At 60.4% G+C, this 22,789-nt stretch carries 21 protein-coding genes and 1 pseudogene; 16 read left to right on the forward strand and 6 right to left on the reverse strand.

Features of this window, described 5'->3' with window-relative positions:
- Positions 1 to 141: 141 nt before the first annotated feature.
- The 6 genes and pseudogenes from NKI38_RS30950 to hemP form a co-directional block, all read right to left on the reverse strand.
- A pseudogene (locus NKI38_RS30950) lies at positions 142 to 249 on the reverse strand (ABC transporter permease); the annotation flags it as partial.
- 262 nt (positions 250 to 511) lie between these two features.
- Positions 512 to 1,132, reverse strand: a complete 621-nt coding sequence (locus NKI38_RS30955) for a nitrogen fixation protein NifQ (RefSeq protein WP_352664370.1) — start codon at positions 1,130 to 1,132, stop codon at positions 512 to 514.
- 345 nt (positions 1,133 to 1,477) lie between these two features.
- Complete coding sequence (locus NKI38_RS30960; RefSeq protein WP_023736308.1) at positions 1,478 to 1,669, reverse strand: ferredoxin; 192 nt, start codon at positions 1,667 to 1,669, stop codon at positions 1,478 to 1,480.
- Positions 1,670 to 1,709: 40 nt separating this feature from the next.
- Complete coding sequence (locus tag NKI38_RS30965; RefSeq protein WP_352664353.1) at positions 1,710 to 2,927, reverse strand: cytochrome P450; 1,218 nt, start codon at positions 2,925 to 2,927, stop codon at positions 1,710 to 1,712.
- 844 nt (positions 2,928 to 3,771) lie between these two features.
- Positions 3,772 to 4,863 (reverse strand): hemin-degrading factor, encoded by a 1,092-nt coding sequence (locus NKI38_RS30970; protein WP_352664354.1) that lies wholly within the window; start codon positions 4,861 to 4,863, stop codon positions 3,772 to 3,774.
- A 30-nt stretch (positions 4,864 to 4,893) separates the two neighbouring features.
- Positions 4,894 to 4,998: a hemin uptake protein HemP gene (gene hemP, locus NKI38_RS30975; protein WP_023685012.1), complete on the reverse strand. Its 105-nt coding sequence runs from the start codon at positions 4,996 to 4,998 to the stop codon at positions 4,894 to 4,896.
- A gap of 551 nt (positions 4,999 to 5,549) precedes the next feature.
- Between hemP and NKI38_RS30980 the strand changes: the two genes are divergently transcribed.
- The 16 genes from NKI38_RS30980 (at position 5,550) to NKI38_RS31055 (ending at position 22,153) form a co-directional block, all read left to right on the forward strand.
- Positions 5,550 to 5,870 (forward strand): HesB/IscA family protein, encoded by a 321-nt coding sequence (locus tag NKI38_RS30980; RefSeq protein WP_023766895.1) that lies wholly within the window; start codon positions 5,550 to 5,552, stop codon positions 5,868 to 5,870.
- Positions 5,871 to 6,302: 432 nt separating this feature from the next.
- Positions 6,303 to 7,469 carry a cysteine desulfurase NifS gene (gene nifS / locus NKI38_RS30985; protein WP_352664356.1) on the forward strand — a complete coding sequence of 389 codons (1,167 nt, stop codon included), beginning with the start codon at positions 6,303 to 6,305 and terminating at the stop codon, positions 7,467 to 7,469.
- 25 nt (positions 7,470 to 7,494) lie between these two features.
- Complete coding sequence (nifV, locus tag NKI38_RS30990) at positions 7,495 to 8,703, forward strand: homocitrate synthase (RefSeq protein WP_352664358.1); 1,209 nt, start codon at positions 7,495 to 7,497, stop codon at positions 8,701 to 8,703.
- Positions 8,700 to 9,080: a nitrogenase stabilizing/protective protein NifW gene (gene nifW, locus NKI38_RS30995; RefSeq protein WP_352664360.1), complete on the forward strand. Its 381-nt coding sequence runs from the start codon at positions 8,700 to 8,702 to the stop codon at positions 9,078 to 9,080. Before nifV ends, nifW begins: the two co-directional genes overlap by 4 nt.
- Before the next feature lie 188 nt (positions 9,081 to 9,268).
- The gene (locus tag NKI38_RS31000) at positions 9,269 to 10,120 is read left to right on the forward strand and encodes an electron transfer flavoprotein subunit beta/FixA family protein (RefSeq protein WP_352664361.1); all 852 of its coding nucleotides are present in this window, start codon (positions 9,269 to 9,271) and stop codon (positions 10,118 to 10,120) included.
- A gap of 17 nt (positions 10,121 to 10,137) precedes the next feature.
- Positions 10,138 to 11,247, forward strand: a complete 1,110-nt coding sequence (locus NKI38_RS31005; protein ID WP_352664362.1) for an electron transfer flavoprotein subunit alpha/FixB family protein — start codon at positions 10,138 to 10,140, stop codon at positions 11,245 to 11,247.
- 9 nt (positions 11,248 to 11,256) lie between these two features.
- On the forward strand, positions 11,257 to 12,564 hold the full coding sequence (locus NKI38_RS31010; protein WP_023813709.1) for an FAD-binding protein: 1,308 nt from the start codon (positions 11,257 to 11,259) through the stop codon (positions 12,562 to 12,564).
- Between the two features lie 11 nt (positions 12,565 to 12,575).
- Positions 12,576 to 12,875, forward strand: a complete 300-nt coding sequence (locus NKI38_RS31015) for a ferredoxin family protein (RefSeq protein ID WP_023678245.1) — start codon at positions 12,576 to 12,578, stop codon at positions 12,873 to 12,875.
- A 179-nt stretch (positions 12,876 to 13,054) separates the two neighbouring features.
- Positions 13,055 to 14,818 carry a nif-specific transcriptional activator NifA gene (gene nifA, locus NKI38_RS31020; protein ID WP_502899408.1) on the forward strand — a complete coding sequence of 588 codons (1,764 nt, stop codon included), beginning with the start codon at positions 13,055 to 13,057 and terminating at the stop codon, positions 14,816 to 14,818.
- A gap of 239 nt (positions 14,819 to 15,057) precedes the next feature.
- A complete protein-coding gene (gene nifB / locus NKI38_RS31025) occupies positions 15,058 to 16,533 on the forward strand; it encodes a nitrogenase cofactor biosynthesis protein NifB (protein ID WP_352664365.1) in 1,476 nt (491 codons plus the stop codon).
- Between the two features lie 31 nt (positions 16,534 to 16,564).
- Positions 16,565 to 16,759 (forward strand): 4Fe-4S dicluster domain-containing protein, encoded by a 195-nt coding sequence (locus NKI38_RS31030; protein WP_023672218.1) that lies wholly within the window; start codon positions 16,565 to 16,567, stop codon positions 16,757 to 16,759.
- Positions 16,760 to 16,855: 96 nt separating this feature from the next.
- The gene (locus tag NKI38_RS31035) at positions 16,856 to 17,173 is read left to right on the forward strand and encodes a nitrogen fixation protein NifZ (RefSeq protein WP_023736294.1); all 318 of its coding nucleotides are present in this window, start codon (positions 16,856 to 16,858) and stop codon (positions 17,171 to 17,173) included.
- Positions 17,170 to 17,382: a putative nitrogen fixation protein NifT gene (gene nifT / locus NKI38_RS31040; protein ID WP_023813715.1), complete on the forward strand. Its 213-nt coding sequence runs from the start codon at positions 17,170 to 17,172 to the stop codon at positions 17,380 to 17,382. Before NKI38_RS31035 ends, nifT begins: the two co-directional genes overlap by 4 nt.
- A gap of 33 nt (positions 17,383 to 17,415) precedes the next feature.
- Positions 17,416 to 18,321, forward strand: a complete 906-nt coding sequence (locus NKI38_RS31045; RefSeq protein WP_031213722.1) for an SIR2 family NAD-dependent protein deacylase — start codon at positions 17,416 to 17,418, stop codon at positions 18,319 to 18,321.
- 72 nt (positions 18,322 to 18,393) lie between these two features.
- Entirely contained in the window at positions 18,394 to 20,238 is a 1,845-nt protein-coding gene (locus tag NKI38_RS31050) for an ABC transporter ATP-binding protein (protein ID WP_352664368.1), read from the forward strand.
- Positions 20,239 to 20,260: 22 nt separating this feature from the next.
- Entirely contained in the window at positions 20,261 to 22,153 is a 1,893-nt protein-coding gene (locus NKI38_RS31055) for an ABC transporter ATP-binding protein (RefSeq protein ID WP_023736290.1), read from the forward strand.
- Positions 22,154 to 22,789 lie beyond the last annotated feature (636 nt).

The raw sequence follows: 22,789 nt of genomic DNA on the forward strand, positions 1-22,789 counted from the left end.
CATGCTGACCTCCTTGCCCAGCATGAAGGTTGAATCAGATTTGCACGCCTAAGGGAATCCCAAGCCGATTCAGTCTCATTTCATCCCGCTCTAGAAAGTTCGAAAAGCTTCCAGGAACCCCAGCGCGCGCCCTGCCGGGACCTGGCCGAGAATGATGGCGGAGCCGGCAGCAACGAAATTGATGGCCACGCCGGAGACAATCTGGTCGCCCCAATGGGTGAGCGAGGCGAAACTGTGCACCAGCGCGAACAATGACGTCGGTGAACCGCGGCCGCCCAGGCGCCGCAACCGCGAGGCAGGCAAGCAGCAACGGCCCGGAGAACACCAGTTGCTCGGCGGCGATGGTGCGGGTCGCATCCTGCACCGCCATGATGACAGCGCCCGCCGAAGCGAGCATCGCGAGCAATCGGACAGCAGGTACAGCATTCAACTCTCGAAGGCCCGTCGACATTCGACAAGTAACCTAGGAGGCGGCGCGAGCGCTGGCGCTGTACGACCGACGAAGCGGCTCTCAATCCGGGGCGAAGCCGTTCTTGATCCGTGTGAGGCGGCTTTCGCCTTCCTCCGGGCCGAAGCAGCTTTCGAAATCATTGCATTCCCGGCAACTGGGAGCGCTGCACAGCGAAAAACCTTCGGCCTCGCAGAGCTTGCGGTAAAAGTATTTTTTCCATTTCATGTTTTGGGTGTTGCCGGCCGCCAGCGTCGGAAAATGCGAGGCGAGCAGGCGGCCGAGGTCGGTTCGATCAAAAAGGCCAAGGTCCTGCCAGAGGTGGTCATTGTGCATGGCACGCCGGGCGATGATCCTGGCGAAGCGGGCGCTCGTCGGGTCGCCAGGTCGGGCATGCGCCAGCAGCAGTCCATGCAGAAGTTCTTCCTCCGGATCCGGCTCGGGCTCGCTCACCTCTTTCAAGGCAAACGCGTTGATAGGAAAAGCAGGGAAACAGCGGACCAGGACATAGCGCAACTCGGCGCGCGAAAGTCCGGTTGCCTCCGTCGCCGTCGCCTCGCCGGCTTGGATCTCCTCGAGCGCACGTGAAAGCACACAGGCAAGCACATGCTGGTCGAACCTCCTCTCCAGCTCAATGTGCGGCCATTGGCCGGTGCTGAGCCGGGCATAATGTTGGGCAAATATGGTGCGTTCTCCTGCTTTCGTCCTATCAAATCATGCAGAGACCCGGCCTGCCGCAACATGGGTCGGGCATTTCTTCGGTATGGCACTCCGGGTCGCCTCGTGTCGAGTAGTTCGGCAATTCTCGTCTGGTCCATCGGCTCTGACGCAAATTCTGTGATTGGAAGAGGTGTTCGCGAACCCCTGCCCTGCCCATTTGCGCCTCACGGGGAACACTGGCGCCGGAAATGCCCCCGCAGAGTTGGACGTGGACCGTGCAGGACAAACGGCGCGTGCTGAGTGCGGCCACATGGTCGGCCCCATTCAAGCCCGCCAGACTCACGGTTGAATGACGTCTGATTCAGAGCGTCAGAGAGTGAGTTCCAGCGCACGTTCAGGACAGGATCGCGCGCCTCGCGATGCAGGCAGCTCCTCCCCTTCCGCAACTTCAATGTCACCGGGCAGGATGTAGCCCTCGTCATCAAGCTTGAAGATGTCCGGCGCTTGCGCCGCGCATCGCGCGTGACCCTGGCATTTGGCCTTTTGGACGATGATGCGCATGGCGCTGCCTCCATTGTCTGTGCCCCGGCTCGGGGCGGGCCTAAGACCAGTCCAGGATCAAATTTTCGATCCCGAACACATGGCCGCCAGAAGTTATCGGTGCCGTACCCTGCTTGATCCTGAAAGCCGCGATGCGCGCCAGCCACTCCTCCAGGCCAATGACAATCTCCCGCCGGGCAAGGTGTGAGCCAAGGCAACGGTGGGGACCATAGCCAAACGCTGCGTGGCGGTTGTCCTCCCGCTCCAAATCAATCGTGTTGGGGCATTCGAATTCCGCCGGGTCACGATTGGCAATCATCGTGGCGCAGGAAACATAGTCCCCCTTCCGGATCGGCGCGCCTTCGAAGTCGATATCTTTCGTGGCCACGCGGATCAACTGAATGGGCGGATAGGCCCGCAGCAATTCTTCGGTTGCGAGCGGGATGCGGTCCGGTTCGCTCCGCAGCAATTGCTGATCTTTAAGGTTGCGTGCGAGGTACGCCAAGTCAAAGCCTATAGATGCTGCGACCGTGTCGAGCCCAGCGACGAAGACAAGCACGCCGATGCCGCGGACTTGGGTGTCCGTCAGCCGGCGGCCCTCGACCTGTGCCTGCACGATAAAGGTCATGAAATCGTCAACCGCCTCATCGCGGCGCATGGCTGCAAGTTCGTCGATGAATGCCAGGATCGTCCGGGCAGCCACAGGTCGTTCCTTATCGTCGCCGTGGAGCAGATCTTTCCCCCAGCCGACGAATGTATCGAGTCGGTCATCAGGCAACCCCAGAAAGCGAAGAAAGGCGCTCACCGCGAAAGGAAAGGCAAAATCCTTCATCACGTCGCAGCTTGTGCCCGACGCGGCGATCCTTTCGATCAGCTCGACCGCCCGTTCGCGGACAGCCGGTTCCAAAGCCAACACCCGCTTTGGCGAAAGCAGCGGATTGAGCAGTGAGCGAAAGACGCTATGGGCCGGTGGATCAAGCTCAAGCGGGATCGTCGGCCAGTTTTCACCCAGTATGGAGGAGAAGATGCTGCGATGGCTGGAAAAAGTCTCTGCGTCCTGCAGCACCTTCCGCTGGTCCGCGGCACGGGTGATGACCCAGGTACCCCGGCCATCTTGCGTGTTGTAGCGGGAGTAAAAGATCGGAGGCCCGTCATGTACGCAAGCGACAGCTGCGTGTGGATCCCCGTTGGGCGTTGGTGGCATCCCTGGCGATGTAAACAGGCTGAAGTCCCTCACCATTTCGGGCGGGACATGATCTGGAACGGGGTTAGTCGCCATTTTGTTTTCTCTACATTGGCGTTCATGGCTCGATTGAGATTGCACCGCTGTTCATAAAGTCGATTCCAGCATGGGCACGTCTCTTGTCGGGCGCCTTCTAGATTCTGTCGCCTGATACAGCCCACCTGCACCAGCGCGGATGAGATGGGTTGTGAAGTCGATCAGAAGGGGCATCTCCGCCGCGCTCCGGTCATGAAGCAAAGCCGCCGCTTATCCCCGTTAGGGTTGAGAGACTGGTCAATCACCTCTGCCCTGCTGATCAAATTGTCGAAGCAAGTCGCGTGCCGGATAGGGGTACCCATGGCGCTGCACCAAGCAATGCCAGCCTGCGCTGGGCCCGCCGCTGATGATCACCTGTCCATCATTCTTATGACAACGTCCGACAATCGACATCCGTGGTCGGTTTTGTCGAGCCCGCGACATCGGGCTGTTCGGCTTGGCTGTTGCTGCACAGCCTGCCGGTCGACGAGCGAGTAGATCGCTCGCACGGCCCGGATTGAGCAACGACGCGATCCAGCGCAAGGATCGGGTGCGGTCCGAGAAGACCCGACGGCGGTTGCGCGAGATGATCGGAAATATCAAAAAGGTCAAGCCGCGCTTCGGTTCGGCGCTGATGGCGTATGCGTTTTATCGCAGGCGCTGCAAGGCTTTTAGGTCAAGACGGCGATGCACTCGTGCGCACCGGTCCGGCCGGCGACCAGCTTGACTGTATAGATGCGGTCCATTCCGGCGTGCATCACCTGACCATGCGCATGCGCTACGACGGCAGTCCTTTCCGCTCATGGACCTAAATTTGCTCGCGAGCCGCTGTCGGAACGTGGTGCCGAGTCCTATGGCGGCCGGTTCAATCCGAGGACCTGTCGGCAGTCAACACACCCCTGGAGGTCGGACCGGGAACGCGTGGCAGACTCTCGGCCAGAAACCGCCAGTCGCTGCCCTCGCGTTCGCCTTCCTTGCGCGTGCCGAAGAACTGGATGATCATCTTGCCGTCCGCGCCATAGGCTTCAATGGACGTAACGTGACCATCCCTCGTCGGCTTGCGCACGGCCCAGACCTCGCGGATGCGATGGGTCCTAAGATGCAGATGGAAGGTCTCTTCGAGCACATTGATCCGCGGCCCGATCTGCTTGACCGACCTGATCGGGCCGGAATGGATCTGAATGCAACCACGATTGCCGACAAAGCACATGATCGGCATCTCGTCTTCGGCCGCCTGTTGGAACAGGGCGCCAACGGCATCATTGTCGAGCAGCCAGGCGTCATCCTCGTCGGCCATACGCATCGCCTGGCAGCGGCTGAGCTTCAGTGTCTTCAACATATGGTAGAACTGATGCACGTCGCTTAGCCGGCCCCAGTGCTCGCGTAGGTCGTTGACCGTGGTGGCGTGGTCTGGACTCACTGCGTTATCGCGCGCCCCGCTCGCCTCGAGCGATATGATCGGCTCCTGGTCGGAGGATACAAGCTCTGCCGTCAGATCCTGATAGGCCTGCAGGTTCGAGGCGGGCGTGAGATGAGCTTTGTGCATCGCCTCGCCGGTGGCATCAAAGAATTGCAGGCTGCGGCGGATCTCGGCTCCCTCACGCTTCTCGACGGCGAAGCCATACGCCCACGCTTTCGGGAAGATGCGCAGGTCGATCTCGTCGCCGAGCAATATGGCATGCTGGTTACCGGTGACCACTTTGCCGTAGACACCGATCTTTTGGTGCACGGCACTTTCGTTGCTGGTGACCGCCATCACCTCGCCGACCGCTTCGAGGCCGGTCAGCAGATCATCGACGCGCGGCTCGATGCGCACCGCGCCGTGACCACAATGCGCCGCGACCAATTCGGCTTCCGAAATGCCCAATCGAGCGGCGAGATCATGCTCCCGGATTTTCAGATTGTCTTTGCACGCCCGCCGGATTTCGTCGGGCGACGGTTTCTCGCGTTGGTCCATGCTTACCCCTGTTTATACGACGTGTGAGGATCATCTGCCCTGCCCGGGAATCTTCAGCCGATAAGGCGCGCCGAAATGCTCGATCCTGATCTGCTGCTGGCCCATGAACAAGGTGTCGCTGGACAGCGTGCGCACGGCGTCGCACCCGCGCGAAAACCGGCGAGCAGGCACATGCCAATGGCATCCCATCGAGCCGGTCGACGGTGAGCGAGTGTGGGTGTTGTCGCAATCGGCCAAGCGGGCATTCGGATGCCACGGGCGGCGCTGCTTTGCCAAGCGAGGCGTATCTGACCCGGTCCTGACATGTTGCTCCCTTGCTTCGCCCCATCCATCGCGAGGGCACCCACGGCATGATTGTGGATCGGCATGCTCTTGCCGCCCCGCCAAACGGAGCCTCAAAAACCGTGCCAATTGCGCCGAAGCAAGCTCAGAAGAAGTTCTGTATTTGGTGATGTGAGTTCAACCAAGAACTCAGGCCCAACATCCCTCGTGGCAGACCCGACAAACCCGACAGTACGTGTCGGTTGGCCGACAGCTTCGCAGCAATGCACTCACAAGAAGCACGGCAGTGTCAGAGATGCCGCGCTGTGTTGAAACGTTTTTTTCGCTTTGGCACGGTGCATGCGACGTGATGCGTGCATGCGACGTGATGCGCAAGCAGATCCCGGACTGAGGAGAATGGAGCCATGATTACGCTCACCGACAACGCTGTTGCCGCCTTCAAGACTGCTCTTTCCCGCGCCAGCGAGCCGGCGGAAGGTTTTCGCATCATGGTCGAGGCCGGCGGCTGCGCCGGCTTCAAATACTTAATGGGCCTGGAGAGCGTGTCGCGCGAGGGCGACGCGATCACTGGCACAAATGGGATCAAGCTGTTCGTGGACGCGGGTTCCCAACCCCATGTCGCCGGCATGACCGTTGACTTCCTCACCGGGCTCGAATCTTCCGGCTTTGTCTTCGATAACCCCAATGCGCGCGAGAAGTGCGGCTGCGGCAAGTCCTTCAGTTAAACGCCCGAAGCGCCTATGCGGCCGTCGGACACATTTTGCGGCAGAGGAGACTTATATGGCCGGCACGACAGATGTCCCCGTCCTAAAGACCAAGGAAAACGGATCTCGGGACCGCCATTCGCTTCCGGTAAGGTGCAAAGAACGCCGCCTCCCGAAACAGCTCGGGTCCTGGTGTCACCCGAGCTGCTTACGGACAGATCGCGCTGCTGTGCCAAATTCGGCTCATCGATAACGTTATCGCGTTCGGGCGTCCTTACGGCTGACGGCGGCCACTGCGAACATGTCCATCTCGACGGAGATCCGGTCTGCGTCAAACACTCCGGGCGTCTGCGCGCGCTGCCAGTTCAGGCCCATTATCATCAACGGCATGAGCAGAGGCTCAACGAGTCGGTCTAGCGCTCGCGTCATTCTGTTTAACTGAGGATCGCACCTATGAAGCCTGTCTACCTCGACAACAACGCAACCACACGGGTCGATCCTGAGGTCGTGCAAGCGATGTTGCCGTTCTTTAGGGATCAATTCGCCAACCCTTCGTCGGCGCACGCTCTTGGCGCCTCAGTCAGTGCGGCGGTGACAAAGGCGCGGAGACAGTTGCAAGCGCTGATCGGCGCGGAGTTCGAGGATGAGATCACCTTCACCTCGGGTGGGACAGAAAGCGACAATGCAGCGCTCCTTTCAGCGCTCGAGGCGGCGCCCAACCGAACCGAGATCGTGACGTCCGCGGTCGAGCATCCCGCCGTGCTGACGCTCTGCGCGCATCTTGAGAAGACCCGCCGCGTCAAGGTGCACAGGATCCCGGTGGATTGCCGTGGCCGGCTCGACCTCGACGCCTATATGGCCGCCCTCACCCCACAGGTGGCAATCGTGTCAATAATGTGGGCGAACAACGAGACCGGTGTGATCTTCCCCGTGGCCAGGCTTTCCGAGTTGGCCAAGGAAGCGGGCGCCCTATTCCATACCGATGCTGTGCAGGCGGTGGGCAAGCTTCCGATGGACCTGAAGTCGACCGCAATCGACATGCTGTCGCTCTCCGGCCACAAGCTGCACGGGCCGAAAGGGATCGGTGCCCTTTTCGTAAAACGCGGAGTCAACTTCCATTCGCTGATCAAGGGGGGTCACCAAGAACACAACCGGCGTGCTGGCACCGAGAATACGCCCGGTATAGCCGGGCTCGGCACGGCGGCCGAACTCGCCTTGAAATTCATGGACGACGAGACCACACGGGTAAAGTCGCTCCGCGATCGCCTGGAGGGCGGGATCCTCCAGCGCATCCCAAGCACCTGTGTCACTGGTGATCCCCTGCAACGATTGCCCAACACCGCAAACATCTCCTTCGAACATGTGGACAGTGATGGAATTCCACTTCTCCTCAGCCGCATTGGCATCGCGTGTTCCTCTGGCTCGGCCTGCACCTCCGGCTCTCTGGAACCAAGCCATGTCCTAAGCGCGATGAAAACGCCGCACGCGGCAGTCCGCTTCTCCTTGGCGCGGGACAACAGCGAAGAGGATATCGACCGGGTGCTCGAGGTCATGCCGGGAATTGTGGGGAAGCTGCGCAGCTTTTCCGGTTCTGGGCCGGGTAATCCGGTCTATGCGTGAGCGGCAGAAGAACAGGCTACCGGTCATGACCCGTCATGTCTCCCTCAACGATACGACCTTGCGCGATGGCGAGCAGGCGCCGGGCGTCGCCTTTACCACGACGGAAAAGCTGGAGATCGCTGAGTCTCTTGCGGCGGCCGGCGTGACAGAGATCGAGATCGGCACGCCGGTCATGGGCGTCGACGAGATCGAAACAATTCGCGCCGTGGTCGCGCGGCGTCTTCCGGTTCGGCTCATGGCCTGGTGCCGGATGACGTCGTTGGATCTCGATGCAGCGATCAAGAGCGGGGTCCAAGCGGTCAATTTGTCGCTGCCTGCGTCGGACATCCAACTTGCCGCCAAGCTCGGCCTCGACAAGGCGGGAGCGCTCCAGGTCATCGATGATATGGTCAGGCGCGCCGCCGCCGCCGGCTTCTTCGTCGCGGTGGGGTGCGAGGATGCCTCGCGGGCCAATCGGGATCATCTCGCCCGCGTCATCGAGACGGCCGCACGCGCCGGCGCAAGCCGCGTCAGGCTAGCCGACACAGTCGGTGTTCTCGACCCGTTTTCAACCTTTGAACTTGTCGCCCAGCTCGTGGCGCAGTCTCCAATCGACCTTGAATTTCATGCGCACAACGATCTCGGACTTGCTGGCGCCAACACGCTAGCCGCGATCCGCGCAGGCGCGCGCCATGCCTCCGTCACCGTCCTGGGGCTCGGCGAGCGTGCGGGCAATGCCGCGCTGGAAGAGGTGGCCGCCGCGATGGCGGTCTTCGGCGGCGCAGATACCGGCATCGAGCTGACCGCATTGCCCAGCCTCGCCGCCCAGGTGGCCTGGGCCGCCCGCCGGCAGACCGCGGCCACTAAGCCGGTCGTCGGCGCCGATGTTTTCACCCACGAATCCGGCATTCACGTCGCAGGGCTGCTGAAGGACTCGCGTACTTATCAGGGGCTTGATCCGGCTCTCGTGGGCCGTTGCCGGCGGATCGTCATCGGCAAGCATTCCGGCGCCTCTGCGATTGCTCATGTGCTGAGCGAAAGCGGTCGCGATCTCGACCCGGATCTGGCAGCCGCGATGGTGGCCCGCGTCCGGCGCGAGGCGGCCGAGACCAAATCGACGGTCACTGCAACTCAACTGGTCGAGCTCTACGATAAAATGTGCAGCGAGGCGTCCCTGTTCGAGCTGTGCGGGTCCAGGTCAGCCGCGCGCGCGCGTGCAGAGGCCACAGTTTTGCGACCAGGGAGAATGCAATGAATTGTTCCGCTGACAGCCGCCCCATCGATGTCACAGACATCCTCGCACGACTGAAGCGCCTGTCGGCCGCGGAGGAGTTCTTCTCAGTCCTGCGCGTCTCCTATGACCCGAAGGTGCTGAATGTCTCGCGGCTCCATATAATGAAGCGCGTGGGCCAATACCTTGCCGAAGAAGATTTCTCCGGTCTGCCCGACCAGGTGATTGCCGCGAGGGTGCGCGCGACGCTCGAACGCGCTTACGAGGACTTTGCGATTTCCTCGCCGCTCACGCATCGGGTCTTCAAGGTGCTCAAAGACCACGATCCGAACAAACCTGCCGCGCCGGGTCACACCTTTGTCCCGTTCGACTCGGTACTGAAGCGGTTCGGACGGGAATGAGCGGCGACAAGGGTTGCGACGCGACAATGTCGAGCAGCCGACAAATCCGGTCATCACCACAGCGCCGTCAGAAGCAACCAGCCGAAGTTGTAGGAAAGGGGGCAGCGCAAGAGACTTGGCACGAATTATGCGGATCAAGGAGATAACCGCAATGCCCGCAACCGGACAGGAGCCTAGAGAAACCGCCAATGCACATCGTAATCTGCATCAAGCAGGTGCCGGACTCGGCACAGATAAGGGTCCATCCGGTGACGAACACAATCATGCGCCAGGGTGTTCCGACCATCATCAACCCTTACGACCTGTTCGCCCTCGAAGAAGCGCTCAGACTGCGCGATGCCTATGGCGGCGAAGTCACTGTGCTCACCATGGGTCCGCCCATGGCAGAGGACGCGCTGCGCAAGGCGCTCGGCTACGGCGCCGACCGAGCGGTGCTCTTGACCGACCGCTATTTTGCCGGCTCCGACACGCTGGCGACCTCGTTCGCCCTTTCCCAGGCAATCGCGAAGGTCGGCGAGACGTTCGGCACGCCAGACCTCGTCTTCACCGGCAAGCAGACGATCGATGGCGACACCGCCCAGGTCGGGCCCGGCATCGCCAAGCGCCTCGGACTCCTGCAACTGACCTATGTCGCGAAGATCCCCTCTATTGACCTTGCTGCAGGCGAGATCAAGGTCGAGCGCCGCTCCGAAGGCGGCACACAGATGCTGAAGAGCAGGCTGCCTTGCCTCATCACCATGCTGGAAGGCACAAACGAGATCCGCCGGGGCTCGATCCACGACGCCTTGTGCGCCGCGCGCAACCAGGTCTTGAAATGGAGCGCGGCCGACGCCGGCATCGAGGATCTCACCAAATGCGGCCTGCGCGGCTCACCGACGGTCGTCAAGCGTGTTTTCGCCCCTCCTGCTCGAGCTGAAAAGGCGGCACTAATCGACACCGCCGAGAAGGCCTTGCGCGATGTCGCTGACGAACTCATCACCGCAATCTTCACCCGCCAGCCGGCGCTGGAACATGAGCTCGCCTTCAACGGCGGCGCGTGACGGCAAGGAGCAAAACGATGTCGACCGCGAACCGAGAAACCCCTCGCCCTGCCGCCGGCCGCGCCGGCATAAAGAAGGAGCTGCCCGCCCATTTCAAGGACTACCGGCACGTCTGGGTCTTCATCGAGCTCGAACGCGGCCAGGTCCACCCCGTATCATTCGAGCTGCTCGGCGAAGGCCGCAAATTAGCAGACAAGCTTCAGGTCCAGCTTGCAGGCGTCGTGCTCGGACCGCCGGGAGAGGCCGTCGGGAACGCCGTTGCCGAAGCATTCGCCTATGGTGCTGACCTTGTCTACATCGCCGAGGCGCCCCTGCTCGCCGACTATCGGAACGAGCCTTTCACCAAGGCGATGACGGATCTGGTCGATACCCACAAACCCGAAATCCTTCTTCTCGGTGCCACCACACTCGGCAGGGATCTTGCCGGCTCCGTGGCGACGACCTTGCAGACAGGGCTCACGGCCGACTGCACCGAACTCGATGTGGATACCGACAGTTCGCTCGCCGCCACGCGTCCGACTTTCGGCGGTTCCTTGTTGTGCACGATCTATACGCTCAATTTCCGCCCTCAGATGGCGACAGTGCGGCCAAGGGTCATGCCCATGCCGCAGCGGACGGATAAACCGGTCGGGCGTGTCATCCGGCACAAGCTCTCGCTTGCCGAGGACGAGATCGCTACCAAAGTCCTCGGCTTCCTGCCGGACAATCAGTCGGCAAAGGCAAACCTTGCCTATGCCGACGTCGTGGTTGCGGGAGGCCTTGGTCTTGGCGCGGCGGAGAACCTGCAGCTTGTGAAGAACCTCGCGCGAGCAATCGGCGGCGAGCATGGCTGTTCGCGCCCGTTGGTCCAGAAGAGCTGGATGCCAGCTGATCGGCAGATCGGCCAGACTGGCAAGACCATCCGGCCGAAGCTTTACATAGCGGCCGGGATTTCCGGCGCCGTCCAGCATCGGGTTGGCGTCGAGGGGGCGGATCTCATCGTGGCCATCAACACCGACCCGAACGCGCCGATTTTCGATTTCGCTCACCTCGGAATCGTCACCGACGCGATCCGCTTCCTGCCCGCACTGACGGAAGCCTTCACCCGGCGGCTGTCGCCCCACAGTCGCGATAAGCTTGCGAGCTAAGGGACGGACATGATCGAGGAAAACTTCGACGCCATTGTTGTTGGGGCAGGCATGTCCGGAAACGCAGCTGCTTACACCATGGCCAGCCATGGCCTAAAGGTGCTGCAGTTGGAGCGCGGTGAATATCCGGGCTCCAAGAATGTCCAAGGTGCCATCATGTACGCGAACATGCTGGAGAAGATCATCCCGGATTTCAGGGACGATGCGCCTCTCGAGCGGCATTTGGTTGAACAGCGGCTTTGGGTGATGGACGACACATCCCATACCGGGATTCACTATCGGTCGGACGACTTCAATGAGGCCAAGCCCAACCGATACACAATCATCCGTGCCCAGTTCGACAAATGGTTTTCGCGTAAGGTGCGCGAGGCCGGCGCGACGGTTCTGTGCGAGACGACCGTGACGGAGCTCATCCGTGACGCCAAGGACAGGGTGGTCGGCGTCCGCACAGATCGGGCCGGCGGAGCCATCTACGCGAACGTGGTCGTTCTCGCAGAAGGTGTCTGCGGACTGCTTGGCACGCGAGCCGGCCTGCGCCAGATGCCGAAGCCACAAACCGTGGCCCTCGCCGTTAAGGAAATGCATTTCCTGCCCGAAGAGGTCATTGAGCAGCGGTTCGGCGTCAAGGGCGATGAAGGCTGCGTGATCGAGGCGGTGGGCACGACCTCCCGCAGCATGGCCGGGCTCGGCTTCCTCTACACCAACAAGGAGTCGATCTCACTGGGCATTGGCTGCCTCGTCTCCGATTTTGCCGCGATGGTCGAGAGCCCCTACGTTCTCCTTGATGCCTTAAAGAGCCATCCTTCGATCCGGCCGCTGATCGCCGGCTCGGAAGTGAAAGAATATTCCGCACACCTCATTCCCGAAGGCGGCTACAAGGCTATTCCGCAGCTGTTTGGCGATGGTTGGGTCGTGGTCGGCGATGCCGCGCAACTGAACAACGCCATTCACCGCGAGGGTTCGAACCTCGCCATGACCTCCGGCCGCATCGCGGCTGAGGCAATCATCGAGGTCAACAGCCGCAACGCTCCTATGACCAAACGAAATCTCGCTCTTTACAAAGCCATGCTGGACAAGTCCTTCGTGGTCAAGGACCTAAAGAAATACAAAGATATGCCGGCCTTGCTCCACACCAATTCCTGCAATTACTTCACAACTTATCCGCGGTTGATGTCGCAAGCCGCGCAGAACTTCATGCGTGTCGACGGCACGCCGAAGATCGAGAAGGAAAAGGCGACCACGGCGGCCTTCATCAAGGCGCGCTCGCGTTGGGGGCTGGTCAGCGACGCGGTCCGCCTTGCATTGGCGTGGCGCTGAAGGGAGACGAAATGACGATCGCAGTGACAAAGTCACGTGTCGAGGACAAGCTTTACCAGAACCGCTACTTGGTGGATTCCGGCCGCCCGCATATCAAAGTGCGACCGCACGAGAGGCCAAGCGCGAACTTGCTCGCGCTTACCCACGTCTGCCCGGCGAAATGTTATGAGTTGAACGACAAAGGTCAAGTGGAGATCACTGCTGACGGCTGCATGGAGTGCGGCACCTGCCGGATTTTGTGTGAGACCAGTGGCGAGATCGAGTGGAACTATCCACGCGGCGGTTTCGGAGTCCTCTTCAAATTCGGATGACCGACGCACGCACGTATTAAAAGGGTTGATCTTGATACAGTTTAGGTCTCGCCCAACGCCAAGTCTATTTTCTTTGCTTCGATCGTCGCTTTGACGAAGAGAAGCTCGTGAATACTGTGCTTTCAGAATTCAGATAAAAAAGGAGGAGCACTCTGGACGACAACCCCTGAGGTGTTTCCATGACCCACGGACCGCAAGATCGGGTCGACGAGGTTGGACCTCGGGAGACCCGCCCTGAACCGCCCATCAAAAGCATGCCCCAATCAGATATCGCGCTCAGAGGACTCTACGAGATATCGAAGGTGCTGACCGCCCCCAGCGAGCTGGAGATTACGCTCGCCAATGTCGTGAACGTCCTGCCTTCATTTCTGCAGATGCGTCAAGGAGCAATCGTCGTCCTGGACGCTGAAGGAGAGCTGGAGATTGCCGCGACTGCCGGCAATACCCACGTACGTCAATCAGGCACTCGCCGCGTCATACCACAGGCCGTAACAGATCAAATCGTCGCTACGGGGACGCCGCTCTTCATACCGGACGTGCGCAAGTCCCAACTATTTCAGGCTGACCTTCAAACGTCTTCGAGCATCGGAACCATCCCAATTGCCTTTGTCGGTATCCCGCTAAAGGCTGATCATGATATCCTTGGGACATTGTCGATCGACCGCGCCGGAGACGGCGCCACCGACTTTCGCGACGACGAGGACATTTATTTCCTGACGATGGTCGCCAACCTTGTCGGCCGGACCATCCGCCTCCATCGCGCCCTGAGTACAGATCGTCAGCGGTGTGGCCATGAGCAATCGGGACCGGAGAAATCGCCCAACGAGGGGAGGACCTACGACCCTGCCCGGAATGCGGATGCCAAAATCGACGGGATCATCGGGGAAAGCCCCGCACCCAAGCAGGTGCTCGAAACCGTCTCGGTCGTAGCAGGGACCAATTCCACCGTGCTTCTGCGGGGTGAAAGCGGCACCGGCAAGGAATTCTTTGCGCAGGCCATCCATAAGCTCTCACGTCGGAGGAAGAAGTCTTTCGTCAAATTGAACTGCGCCGCACTGTCTGAAAGTGTTCTGGAGTCAGAACTGTTTGGGCATGAAAAGGGCGCTTTCACGGGTGCTATCTCCCAGCGCGCCGGTCGTTTTGAATTGGCAAATGAGGGAACGCTGCTACTTGATGAAATCGGCGAGATTTCGCCGGCCTTTCAAGCCAAGCTGTTGCGTGTCTTGCAGGAAGGCGAGTTGGAGCGAGTCGGCGGCACCAAAACGCTACAGGTCGACGTGCGCCTCATATGCGCCACCAACAAGGACCTCGAGACGGCCGTCATAAAAGGGGAGTTCAGGGCCGACCTTTATTACCGCATCAATGTCGTGCCAATTATCCTGCCTCCGCTCAGAGAGCGAACCGGCGATATTCCACGCCTTGCGAACGCCTTCCTCAACCGGTTCAACAAGGAGAACGATCGCGCACTAGCCTTCGCGGCGCCGGCGCTTGACCTGATCTCGCAATGTTACTTCCCTGGTAACGTCCGCGAGCTGGAGAACTGCGTCCAAAGGACGGCCACACTTGCGCGCTCAAGGACGATCACTCCATCCGATTTCGCCTGTAAGAAGGGCCAGTGCCTTTCCTGGCTCCTCCGGAAGCGAGCCGACCGCTCGAATGGCGGCAATGCCATCGACGATCTCGCACGGGTCAACGCAGTGCAGGTCGGATTGCGGCTGCCGGCCAGTTGCATCGGTGCCTCCGCAGCCAAGATATCTCCGTTTACGGCCGGCGATCCGAACGATCCCACTTGTCCCCCGCGTCTGGCGGAACGCGACCGGGTGATCGACGCGATGGACAAGGCCGGTTGGGTTCAGGCCAGGGCGGCTCGTATCCTCGGCCTCACGCCGCGGCAAGTCGGCTACGCCCTGCGCCGGCATGGTATCGTGGTGAAGAAATTCTAGACGTCGTGATGACGTCAACCGTAAGCAGCCCGGAGTGGTCTCGTTCACACTTTGCGCGCCCAAGGCTGGTAGCCTCGCGACCCTATTTGCGTGTCCACTGTCGTAAGCCCGACAAAGGTGTGTCGGAGCAATCCGAAGGAATCTGACACGACAAGCCTATTCGTGAACCGAAACAGCTCTTTGAGCTGGCATAGCTCTTGCGCTTTGAACTGCGACATCACGCAGCAACGGAGCCGTTCATGTCTGCACCGGCAATTTCGCTTGAGAGCCTCAGCACGACATTCGGTGACCAGTTGCTTGGCACCATGAAACCCGGTGGCTGCGCGTCATCCTGCGGCTCGTCGACAAAGTCCGACGACACGGATCCGGCTGTCTGGGAGAAGATCAAGGATCACCCCTGCTTTTCAGAAGAGGCGCATCACTATTTCGCGCGCATGCACGTCGCGGTCGCGCCGGGCTGCAACATCCAGTGCAACTACTGCAATCGCAAATATGACTGCGCCAACGAAAGCCGGCCTGGGGTGGCCTCTGAAAAGCTGAAGCCCGACCAGGCGCTACGCAAGGTGATCGCGGTCGCCAACGAGGTGCCGCAGCTTTCCGTGCTCGGCATCGCCGGACCGGGCGATGCCTGTTACGACTGGAAGAAGACGAAGGCAACGTTCACGCGGGTCGCCAGGGAAATCCCAGACATCAAGTTTTGCATTTCCACGAATGGGCTGGCGCTGCCGGACCGTGTCGATGAGCTTGCCGACATGAACGTCGATCACGTGACGATCACCATCAACATGGTCGACCCTGATATTGGTGCAAAGATCTATCCTTGGATCTTTTACGACCATCGCCGCTACGTCGGCATCGAAGCCGCCCGGATCCTGCATGAGCGGCAGATGTTGGGCCTGGAGATGCTGACCGCGCGCGGCATCCTCACCAAAATCAACTCGGTGGTGATCCCGGGCGTGAACGATGAGCATCTGATCGAGGTGAATAGATGGGTCAAGGAGCGAGGCGCGTTCCTGCACAACCTCATGCCGCTGATTTCGGACCCGGCACACGGCACGCATTACGGACTGAGCGGGCAGCGCGGCCCAAACGCAATGGAGATGAAAGCTCTTCAGGATCGTGTCGAAGGCGGCGCCCAGTTGATGCGCCACTGCCGGCAGTGCCGGGCAGATGCCGTCGGCATGCTTGGAGAGGATCGTGGCCAGGAATTCACGGCCGACCGGATTCCCGGCGAGGTCAACTACGATGCCAGCAAGCGCAAGGCCTATCGGGAGCTGGTCGCCCAGGAGCGCCGTGATCACGTGGCGGCCAGAAGTGAAGCGATCGGATTGGTCAAGGCAGCGAGGCCCGGCAAATCCGTCCTCTTCGCGGTGGCGACCAAGGGCGGCGGCCGCGTCAACGAACATTTCGGCCATGCGAAGGAATTCCAGGTTTATCAAGCCTCGCCGAGGGGGATCAGCTTTGTCGGGCATCGGAAGGTGGAGAAGTATTGCCTCGGCGGCTTGGGCAAGGAAGCCGCCCTCGATGGCATCATCGCAGCCCTTCAAGGCATAGATACCGTGCTGTGCGCCAGGATTGGAACTTGCCCGCAGGATCAGCTCGCGGAGGCTGGAATCCAAGCGACCGATGCTTTTGCCCATGACTATATCGAGACGGCAATCAGCGCGATTTACACCGCCACGTCAGGGGCCCCCGCACTCGCGGCGACGGCCTGAGCTGTCTCATCCATTCGGACCAGGAGTTAAAATGGCTTTCAAGATCATCGCATCCCAATGCACCCAATGCGGCGCCTGCGAATTCGAATGTCCTTCCGGCGCGATCAAGTTCAAAGGCGAGAGCTACGTGATCGAGTCACAGAAGTGCACCGAATGCGAGGGGGTCTTCGATGCGCAGCAATGTGCCTCGGTATGTCCGGTGCCGAAGACCTGCGTTCCTGCGTGACCACATGGGCTGCCGACATGGGCGGGGCTGCCTACGCAGGACGCCTGCAACGCCTTGTTCACAACCTGCAGCCGCAAGAGAAATCAGGGAACGGACATGTCGCTCGGACGCGAAGAGGAGATCGAAATCCGCAGGCCTCCACGATTCATGCCGGGAGAGCGGGTACGTGCCACTCGCCACATAAAGAATGACGGCACCTATCCTGGCAGGGAGATCGGCGAAAATCTCGTGCGCAAGGGCGACGAGGGATATGTGCGCGACATCGGCACCTTTCTCCAGCAGTTCTTCATCTATGCGGTCGAGTGGATCGACCGTGGCACCGTCGTCGGCATGCGAGCGCGTGAACTGATGAGCCTCGAGAAAGCCGAGTCCTGCAGTGCTGAAAGCAATTCCAATGAAGGGACGGCCAGATGAAAGTCATGATCCGCAGGACCGATGCTGGCTTGTCGGCGTATGTCCCCAAAAAAGACCTCGAAGAGCCGATCATCAAGCTCGAGAAGGAAGAGTTGTGGGGCGGAACTATCACGCTCCGGAACGGGTGGCGGCTCGTCTTACCCGATCTCCCACGGGATACGCGTCTGCCGATCACTGTCGAGGCAAGGAAGGTTTCCGAAGAGGACTGATGCTGCCGCTAAGTGCGTCGCGAGGAAACGAGCATGAATACGATCCTGACATCGGGCCACCTTGTCATAGTGCGGGACAGTTTTGCCGATAAGCTGCTTGACCTGGCGAAGGCAGCGCTCGCCGCCGATGAGGTGATCCCCTATCTCGGTCCGGGTCTTCTTGGGTTCAACTGTGCGGAACCGCCTGTGCCGCATACTCCGGAGGTCGTTGCCGCGGCACTCAATGCACGGGCGCCCGCCCCTTCCAGGATCCGCACCAATATGTGGTCGGTTGCGCAGTTCATCGAACAGCGCCGGCATCGCCGGACGCTTCAAGCTTGGATGACCGAGATATTCGCAGCGCCGGTGAGGCCAACCCTCCTCCACGCCTGGCTCGCAAGGCTGCCGCTCTCCCTCATCATCGACAGCTGGTATGACAGCGCGATGCGCACGGCTCTCGTGGAGACCGGCCGAACGGACGTCGTTGAGATACAAGGCGTCACGCGGGCGAACGAAATCGGCAACATTTGGACAAAAACCTACGATTTGTCCGGGAGGGAGCTCGACGCCCGATCGGGGGCAAAGACGGTCCTCTATGCACCTCACGGGAGTAGTAGGCCCTCGCAAAACTTTCTCGTCGCAGATTCCGACTATGTCGAAGTCCTGACCGAAATTGATATCCAGACACCTATCCCTGACGTGGTGAAGGAACGGCGCATCACCCGTGGATTTTTCTTCGTTGGCTGCCGCTTCAACGATCAAATGCTGCGCACCTACGCCAGACAGATCATGAAGCGCTCCCGCGGTCCCTATTGCACCGTAATGGACGCGGAAACCCTGACCAGAAACGAAGCGCGTTTCCTTGCGGCAAGCGGAATCACGGTGATCGACATGCCACTTAGTCAAGCGGCGGCTCGGCTTCTGGGAACGGGCAAGGCTGCAGGTTGTGGACAGGATTAAAATGGCGGTCGCCTTTGATGATGCGTCCTTCGGCTTTCCTCGAAGGCGCAAAATGCAGTCGGGAATACACCCGTGAACAGTGATGCTGTCGGCAGCGCAACGGACGCTCTGAATTCGTTGACCCATGTTGAAGCGGCGCGCTGGGGCCGGGATTTGAGTACGCTGTTGCGCATAACGCGTATGAATTTTCGGCATCCCTGGCAGGTCGCCTTCGCTATGGGCTCGACGATCATGGCGGCAATCCTCCAGTTGCTCATTCCCCAGCTTCTCGGCCGGGCTGTCGACCAGGCCCAGACAGCCATCGGGGGCGGTGTCGCCGGGAGCGCGGCAGGACAAGCGCTCTGGACCCCGGCTCTCCTGCTGCTCGCCGTCAGCGCGCTACGCGGCCTTTTCACGATGGCGCAGAACTATTTTGCCGAAGCCGTCGGGCATCATGTCGCGTACGAACTGCGGCTCGCCTACTACGACAAGATCCAGCGTCTCAGCTTTTCCTTTCACGACCGGGTCCATTCAGGCGATCTGATCACCATCGGAATGCTCGATCTCCAAGGCGTGCGGATGTATTTTTCCACCGCGCTCGTTCGCGTGGTCCTGCTCACCATGCTGATCGGGATCGGCGCCTACATGATGATCTCGATCGATCCCATGCTCGGCCTGGTCGCGCTGAGCTTCGTGCCTTTTGTCGCCTGGCGCTCATCGACCACACAGCTTAGGTTGCGCGCCACCTGGCTCGACCTCTATGAGCGCCTTTCGGTACTAAGCCGCGTGATGAAGGAAAATCTCGCAGGCATCCGCGTGGTCCGCGCTTTTGCGGCTCAATCCTATGAGATGCTGAAGTTCGACCGCGCTTCCAAGACCGCGCTCGGCCTCGCCAACGATCTCGTTGACATCTACGTACCCAGCACGTCGGCGATGACCTTGTCCTTCTTTTTCGCAATGGGATTGGTGCTTTGGATCGGTGGCAACAAGCTCATCGCTGGCGAGATCAGCGTCGGAACGATGGCGACTTTCCTGACCTTCATGACCATCCTGCAAATGCCAGTCCGCCAGATCGGCCTCATGGTCAATGCCTTTGCCCGCGCTTCCAGCTGCGGTTCGCGGCTTTTCGGTCTCCTCGATCAGGAGATCACGATCAGGGATGCTCTCGAGGCCAGACCGCTTGAGATAAGCGACGGCACTCTGCGCTTCCACAATGTCTCATTTGCGTACCCCAATGTCGAAAACCGCGCCATTCTGAAGAACCTCAGCTTTGAGGCCCGGAGAGGCGAGACGATCGCGATCGTCGGTCCGCAGGGTTCCGGCAAATCGACGATGGCTCATCTGATCCCCCGCTTTTACGACGTGACCGGTGGCGCCATCACGTTGGACGGCCAGGACATACGCAATGTCACCCTCGAGAGCCTTCGCAAGGCGGTTGCCGTTGTACAGCAGGATGCGTTCCTGTTCACCACCACGATTGAGAACAACATCGCTTATGGCGACCCCTGGGCGAAGAGACAGCGAATTGAACGCGCTGGCGAATTTGCCCAGCTCCACAACTACATCCTCGGGCTCCCAGCAGGGTATGAGACGGTCGTGGGCGAACGCGGCGTCTCTCTCTCTGGCGGCCAGCGCCAGCGTCTCACGATTGCTCGCACCATGATGCTGCGCCCCTCTGTCGTCGTTTTCGACGACTCGATGGCCGCGATCGATGCCGGCACCGAGCAGCGCATTCGCGCGGCGACGCGGCGCTTCGCCAAGGATCGGGTGACGATCATCATCGCGCACCGGCTGAGTGCGCTTATGCATGCCGATCAGATCCTTTTTGTCGATAACGGCGAAATCGTAGAACGCGGCACGCATGAAGAGCTTCTGGCGAAGCGGGGACGCTACAGGGCCCTTTACGATCTCCAGACGCGCCCAGGTGATAGCATATGACCCAGTATGGGGGCGCCCGCTGATGGACCAGGGCCCCGGCGAACTCGAAGCCGAACGTGACGACGGCAGACGCCCTCCGCGCGCGGTCGTCGGCTCGCACCGGATCGAGGAGGAGATGTTCGGCCGGGCTTTCGACAAGAGCATCCTCCGCCGGATCTGGGGCTTCGTCCATCCCTATCGGGCAAAGGTAGTTGTCACGATTGTCGCGATGTTGATCTTCACCGGGACGCAGCTTCTCATCCCCTTGATCATCCGCTACGCGATCGACCAGGGCATGAACCCGGCAGCGAGCGATCGCTCAGCCCAGCTTGCGGCCGTCGGCGCGTTCCTTTCGGCGATTTTGGTCAATTTCGCCGCCGGTTACATGCAGGAAACCTTGGATGGGAAAATTGCCGAAACTGTCCTGTTCGACATCCGCCGCGCCATGTTTGGCCATCTGCAAAAGGTTTCGCTCTCTTTCATGGACAAGACTGAGGTCGGACGCCTGATGTCGCGGCTGCAAGGCGACGTTAACTCCATACAGGAGTTCCTGGAAACCTCGGTATATTCCCTAGGCGATGTTGCACTTCTCTTCGGCATCGTTTTCGTAATGCTGTGGCTCGACTTTCGCCTCGGCCTCCTGACGCTGTCGGTTCTGCCGATCCTGGTGATCGTCCGCATTGTCTGGCTGCCGCGTGCCCGCGACGCCTTCATGGCTGCACACGAAACCAATTCCGTCGTCAATGGCGCGCTGGCCGAAGCCATTCACGGCGTGCGGACCATACAGTCGATGGATCGCCAGCAGGTGAATTTCATTCTTTTCGACGACCGGGCCCATGCCAACCTCAGGACCCAACTGATCGCTGCCAGATATGCACTGGTCATGGTGCCTATCGTCGATGGCCTCACGGGCCTCGCCTTGGCCGCCGTTATTGTGGTCGGCGGCTCGATGGTCGTGAATAGCCGTATAGATGTGGGCGTGTTGGTAGCCTACCTGTTTTACATCCAGCGCTTCTTTGACCCGATCCGCTCACTCACCCTGCAATATTCGATCATGCAGCGCGCCATGGCCTCAGGCAAGCGCCTGACCGATGTGCTCGATGTCAAGATCGATGTTCAGGACAAACCCAATGCCGAGGTACTTTCGCCCGAAATGGACGGCTCGGTTGAGTTTAGGGACGTCACATTCGGCTACGATCCTAACCGTTCGGTTCTGAAAAATGTCTCCTTCAGGGTCAACCCCGGCGAGACGGTCGCACTGGTCGGACCGAGCGGTTCTGGCAAATCGAGTGCGATGGCCCTGGTCCACCGCTTCTATGATGTTCAGCAGGGTCAGGTGCTGGTCGGCGGGCATGATGTGCGCGACCTCACCCAAGAATCGCTCGGCCGCCAGGTCGCCATGGTGCTGCAGGAGCCATTCCTGTTCACCGGGACGGTCTTCGAGAACATTCGATACCAGAAGACGGAAGCCACGCGCGACAAGGTGATCGAGGCGGCGAAGGCGGTCGGCGCGCATGACTTCGTCATGAGCCTCGCCGACGGGTATGAGACCCAACTTGGCGAACGCGGCGACAACTTATCTCTCGGCCAGCGCCAGCTTATCAGTTTCGCCCGCGCCCTCGTCGCTGACGCCAAGATCCTCGTGCTCGACGAAGCTACCGCCAACATCGACAGCTACACGGAATTGCAGATTCAGAAGGCTCTGATCAAGCTGCTTGAAGGGCGGACTGGCCTCGTCATCGCCCACCGCCTCGCCACGATCCGGGGGGCCGACCGCATCATCGTGCTTCAGAATGGCCAAGTTGTTGCGACTGGCAACCACGATGAGCTAATAGCCATGGGCGGCCTGTATTCCAAACTCTACTATCTCAACTATGCCTCCTTCGACGACATCCCCGAACACGAGACCACCGTGCAAGCTGGCTCCCAGACCTGACTTTTTGGCGGCCTTGTGGTAGTGGCGTTGACTTTCGGGCGTGTCGGCGGACCACTCAGGCACCGCAGACGGCCAGGAGGCAGCATTCAAGGACAAGCACTCCTCGCAGTTCGTGAAGACCGGCTGCGAACGATTTCCTCCAGCATCGTATCCCGACCGCGGTGCACCCCATCATCGGGCGAGCTCGCTCCTGGTGGTGGCTGGGCGTAGCAAAGCCGCTCGCGAGCGCGCCCTCAACAGCGCCGAAGCGAGTGGCGGCTTTGCTACCGCCGGGCCGCTGATGAAGCTGGAGGCGCCGCACCGACGCCGCCCCGGGCGAGAAGAACCTCTGCGGCGGGCTATGGGCAACGGCTAGCGCGAGCGCGACGAGCAGACGCGTGCCTGCATTGTGACGCGCTCGGCCATCATCTCCTTAGGATCATGCAGGTTCACAAGATGGCCCAGACGCCAGCCAACGCACAAACCTGGTATTCTGTGCCGCCGGCTCGTCGTCAGTTTGGCCTCCCTCCCGATTGCCCGTCCCCACCACGTGCACGCTAGTCTAGAGCGGGATGAATTTAGGTTGGGCATAGCCTGCCTCTGTGAAGTAATTTCGGCATTCGGTTGACGTGACGGTGCCGAGGATTTGGCCGATGG

The organism is Mesorhizobium sp. M0621, assembly GCF_040320745.1.
In the GTDB taxonomy this organism is placed as follows: domain Bacteria; phylum Pseudomonadota; class Alphaproteobacteria; order Rhizobiales; family Rhizobiaceae; genus Mesorhizobium.

Coding starts and splice junctions, on each gene's coding strand:
- NKI38_RS30960 (WP_023736308.1), bottom strand. CDS start 1,669: ATGCGCATCATCGTCCAAAAGGCCAAATGCCAGGGTCACGCGCGATGC.
- NKI38_RS30965 (WP_352664353.1), bottom strand. CDS start 2,927: ATGGCGACTAACCCCGTTCCAGATCATGTCCCGCCCGAAATGGTGAGG.
- NKI38_RS30970 (WP_352664354.1), bottom strand. CDS start 4,863: ATGGACCAACGCGAGAAACCGTCGCCCGACGAAATCCGGCGGGCGTGC.
- NKI38_RS30980 (WP_023766895.1), top strand. CDS start 5,550: ATGATTACGCTCACCGACAACGCTGTTGCCGCCTTCAAGACTGCTCTT.
- nifS (WP_352664356.1), top strand. CDS start 6,303: ATGAAGCCTGTCTACCTCGACAACAACGCAACCACACGGGTCGATCCT.
- nifV (WP_352664358.1), top strand. CDS start 7,495: ATGACCCGTCATGTCTCCCTCAACGATACGACCTTGCGCGATGGCGAG.
- nifW (WP_352664360.1), top strand. CDS start 8,700: ATGAATTGTTCCGCTGACAGCCGCCCCATCGATGTCACAGACATCCTC.
- NKI38_RS31000 (WP_352664361.1), top strand. CDS start 9,269: ATGCACATCGTAATCTGCATCAAGCAGGTGCCGGACTCGGCACAGATA.
- NKI38_RS31005 (WP_352664362.1), top strand. CDS start 10,138: ATGTCGACCGCGAACCGAGAAACCCCTCGCCCTGCCGCCGGCCGCGCC.
- NKI38_RS31010 (WP_023813709.1), top strand. CDS start 11,257: ATGATCGAGGAAAACTTCGACGCCATTGTTGTTGGGGCAGGCATGTCC.
- NKI38_RS31015 (WP_023678245.1), top strand. CDS start 12,576: ATGACGATCGCAGTGACAAAGTCACGTGTCGAGGACAAGCTTTACCAG.
- nifA (WP_502899408.1), top strand. CDS start 13,055: ATGACCCACGGACCGCAAGATCGGGTCGACGAGGTTGGACCTCGGGAG.
- nifB (WP_352664365.1), top strand. CDS start 15,058: ATGTCTGCACCGGCAATTTCGCTTGAGAGCCTCAGCACGACATTCGGT.
- NKI38_RS31030 (WP_023672218.1), top strand. CDS start 16,565: ATGGCTTTCAAGATCATCGCATCCCAATGCACCCAATGCGGCGCCTGC.
- NKI38_RS31035 (WP_023736294.1), top strand. CDS start 16,856: ATGTCGCTCGGACGCGAAGAGGAGATCGAAATCCGCAGGCCTCCACGA.
- nifT (WP_023813715.1), top strand. CDS start 17,170: ATGAAAGTCATGATCCGCAGGACCGATGCTGGCTTGTCGGCGTATGTC.
- NKI38_RS31045 (WP_031213722.1), top strand. CDS start 17,416: ATGAATACGATCCTGACATCGGGCCACCTTGTCATAGTGCGGGACAGT.
- NKI38_RS31055 (WP_023736290.1), top strand. CDS start 20,261: ATGGACCAGGGCCCCGGCGAACTCGAAGCCGAACGTGACGACGGCAGA.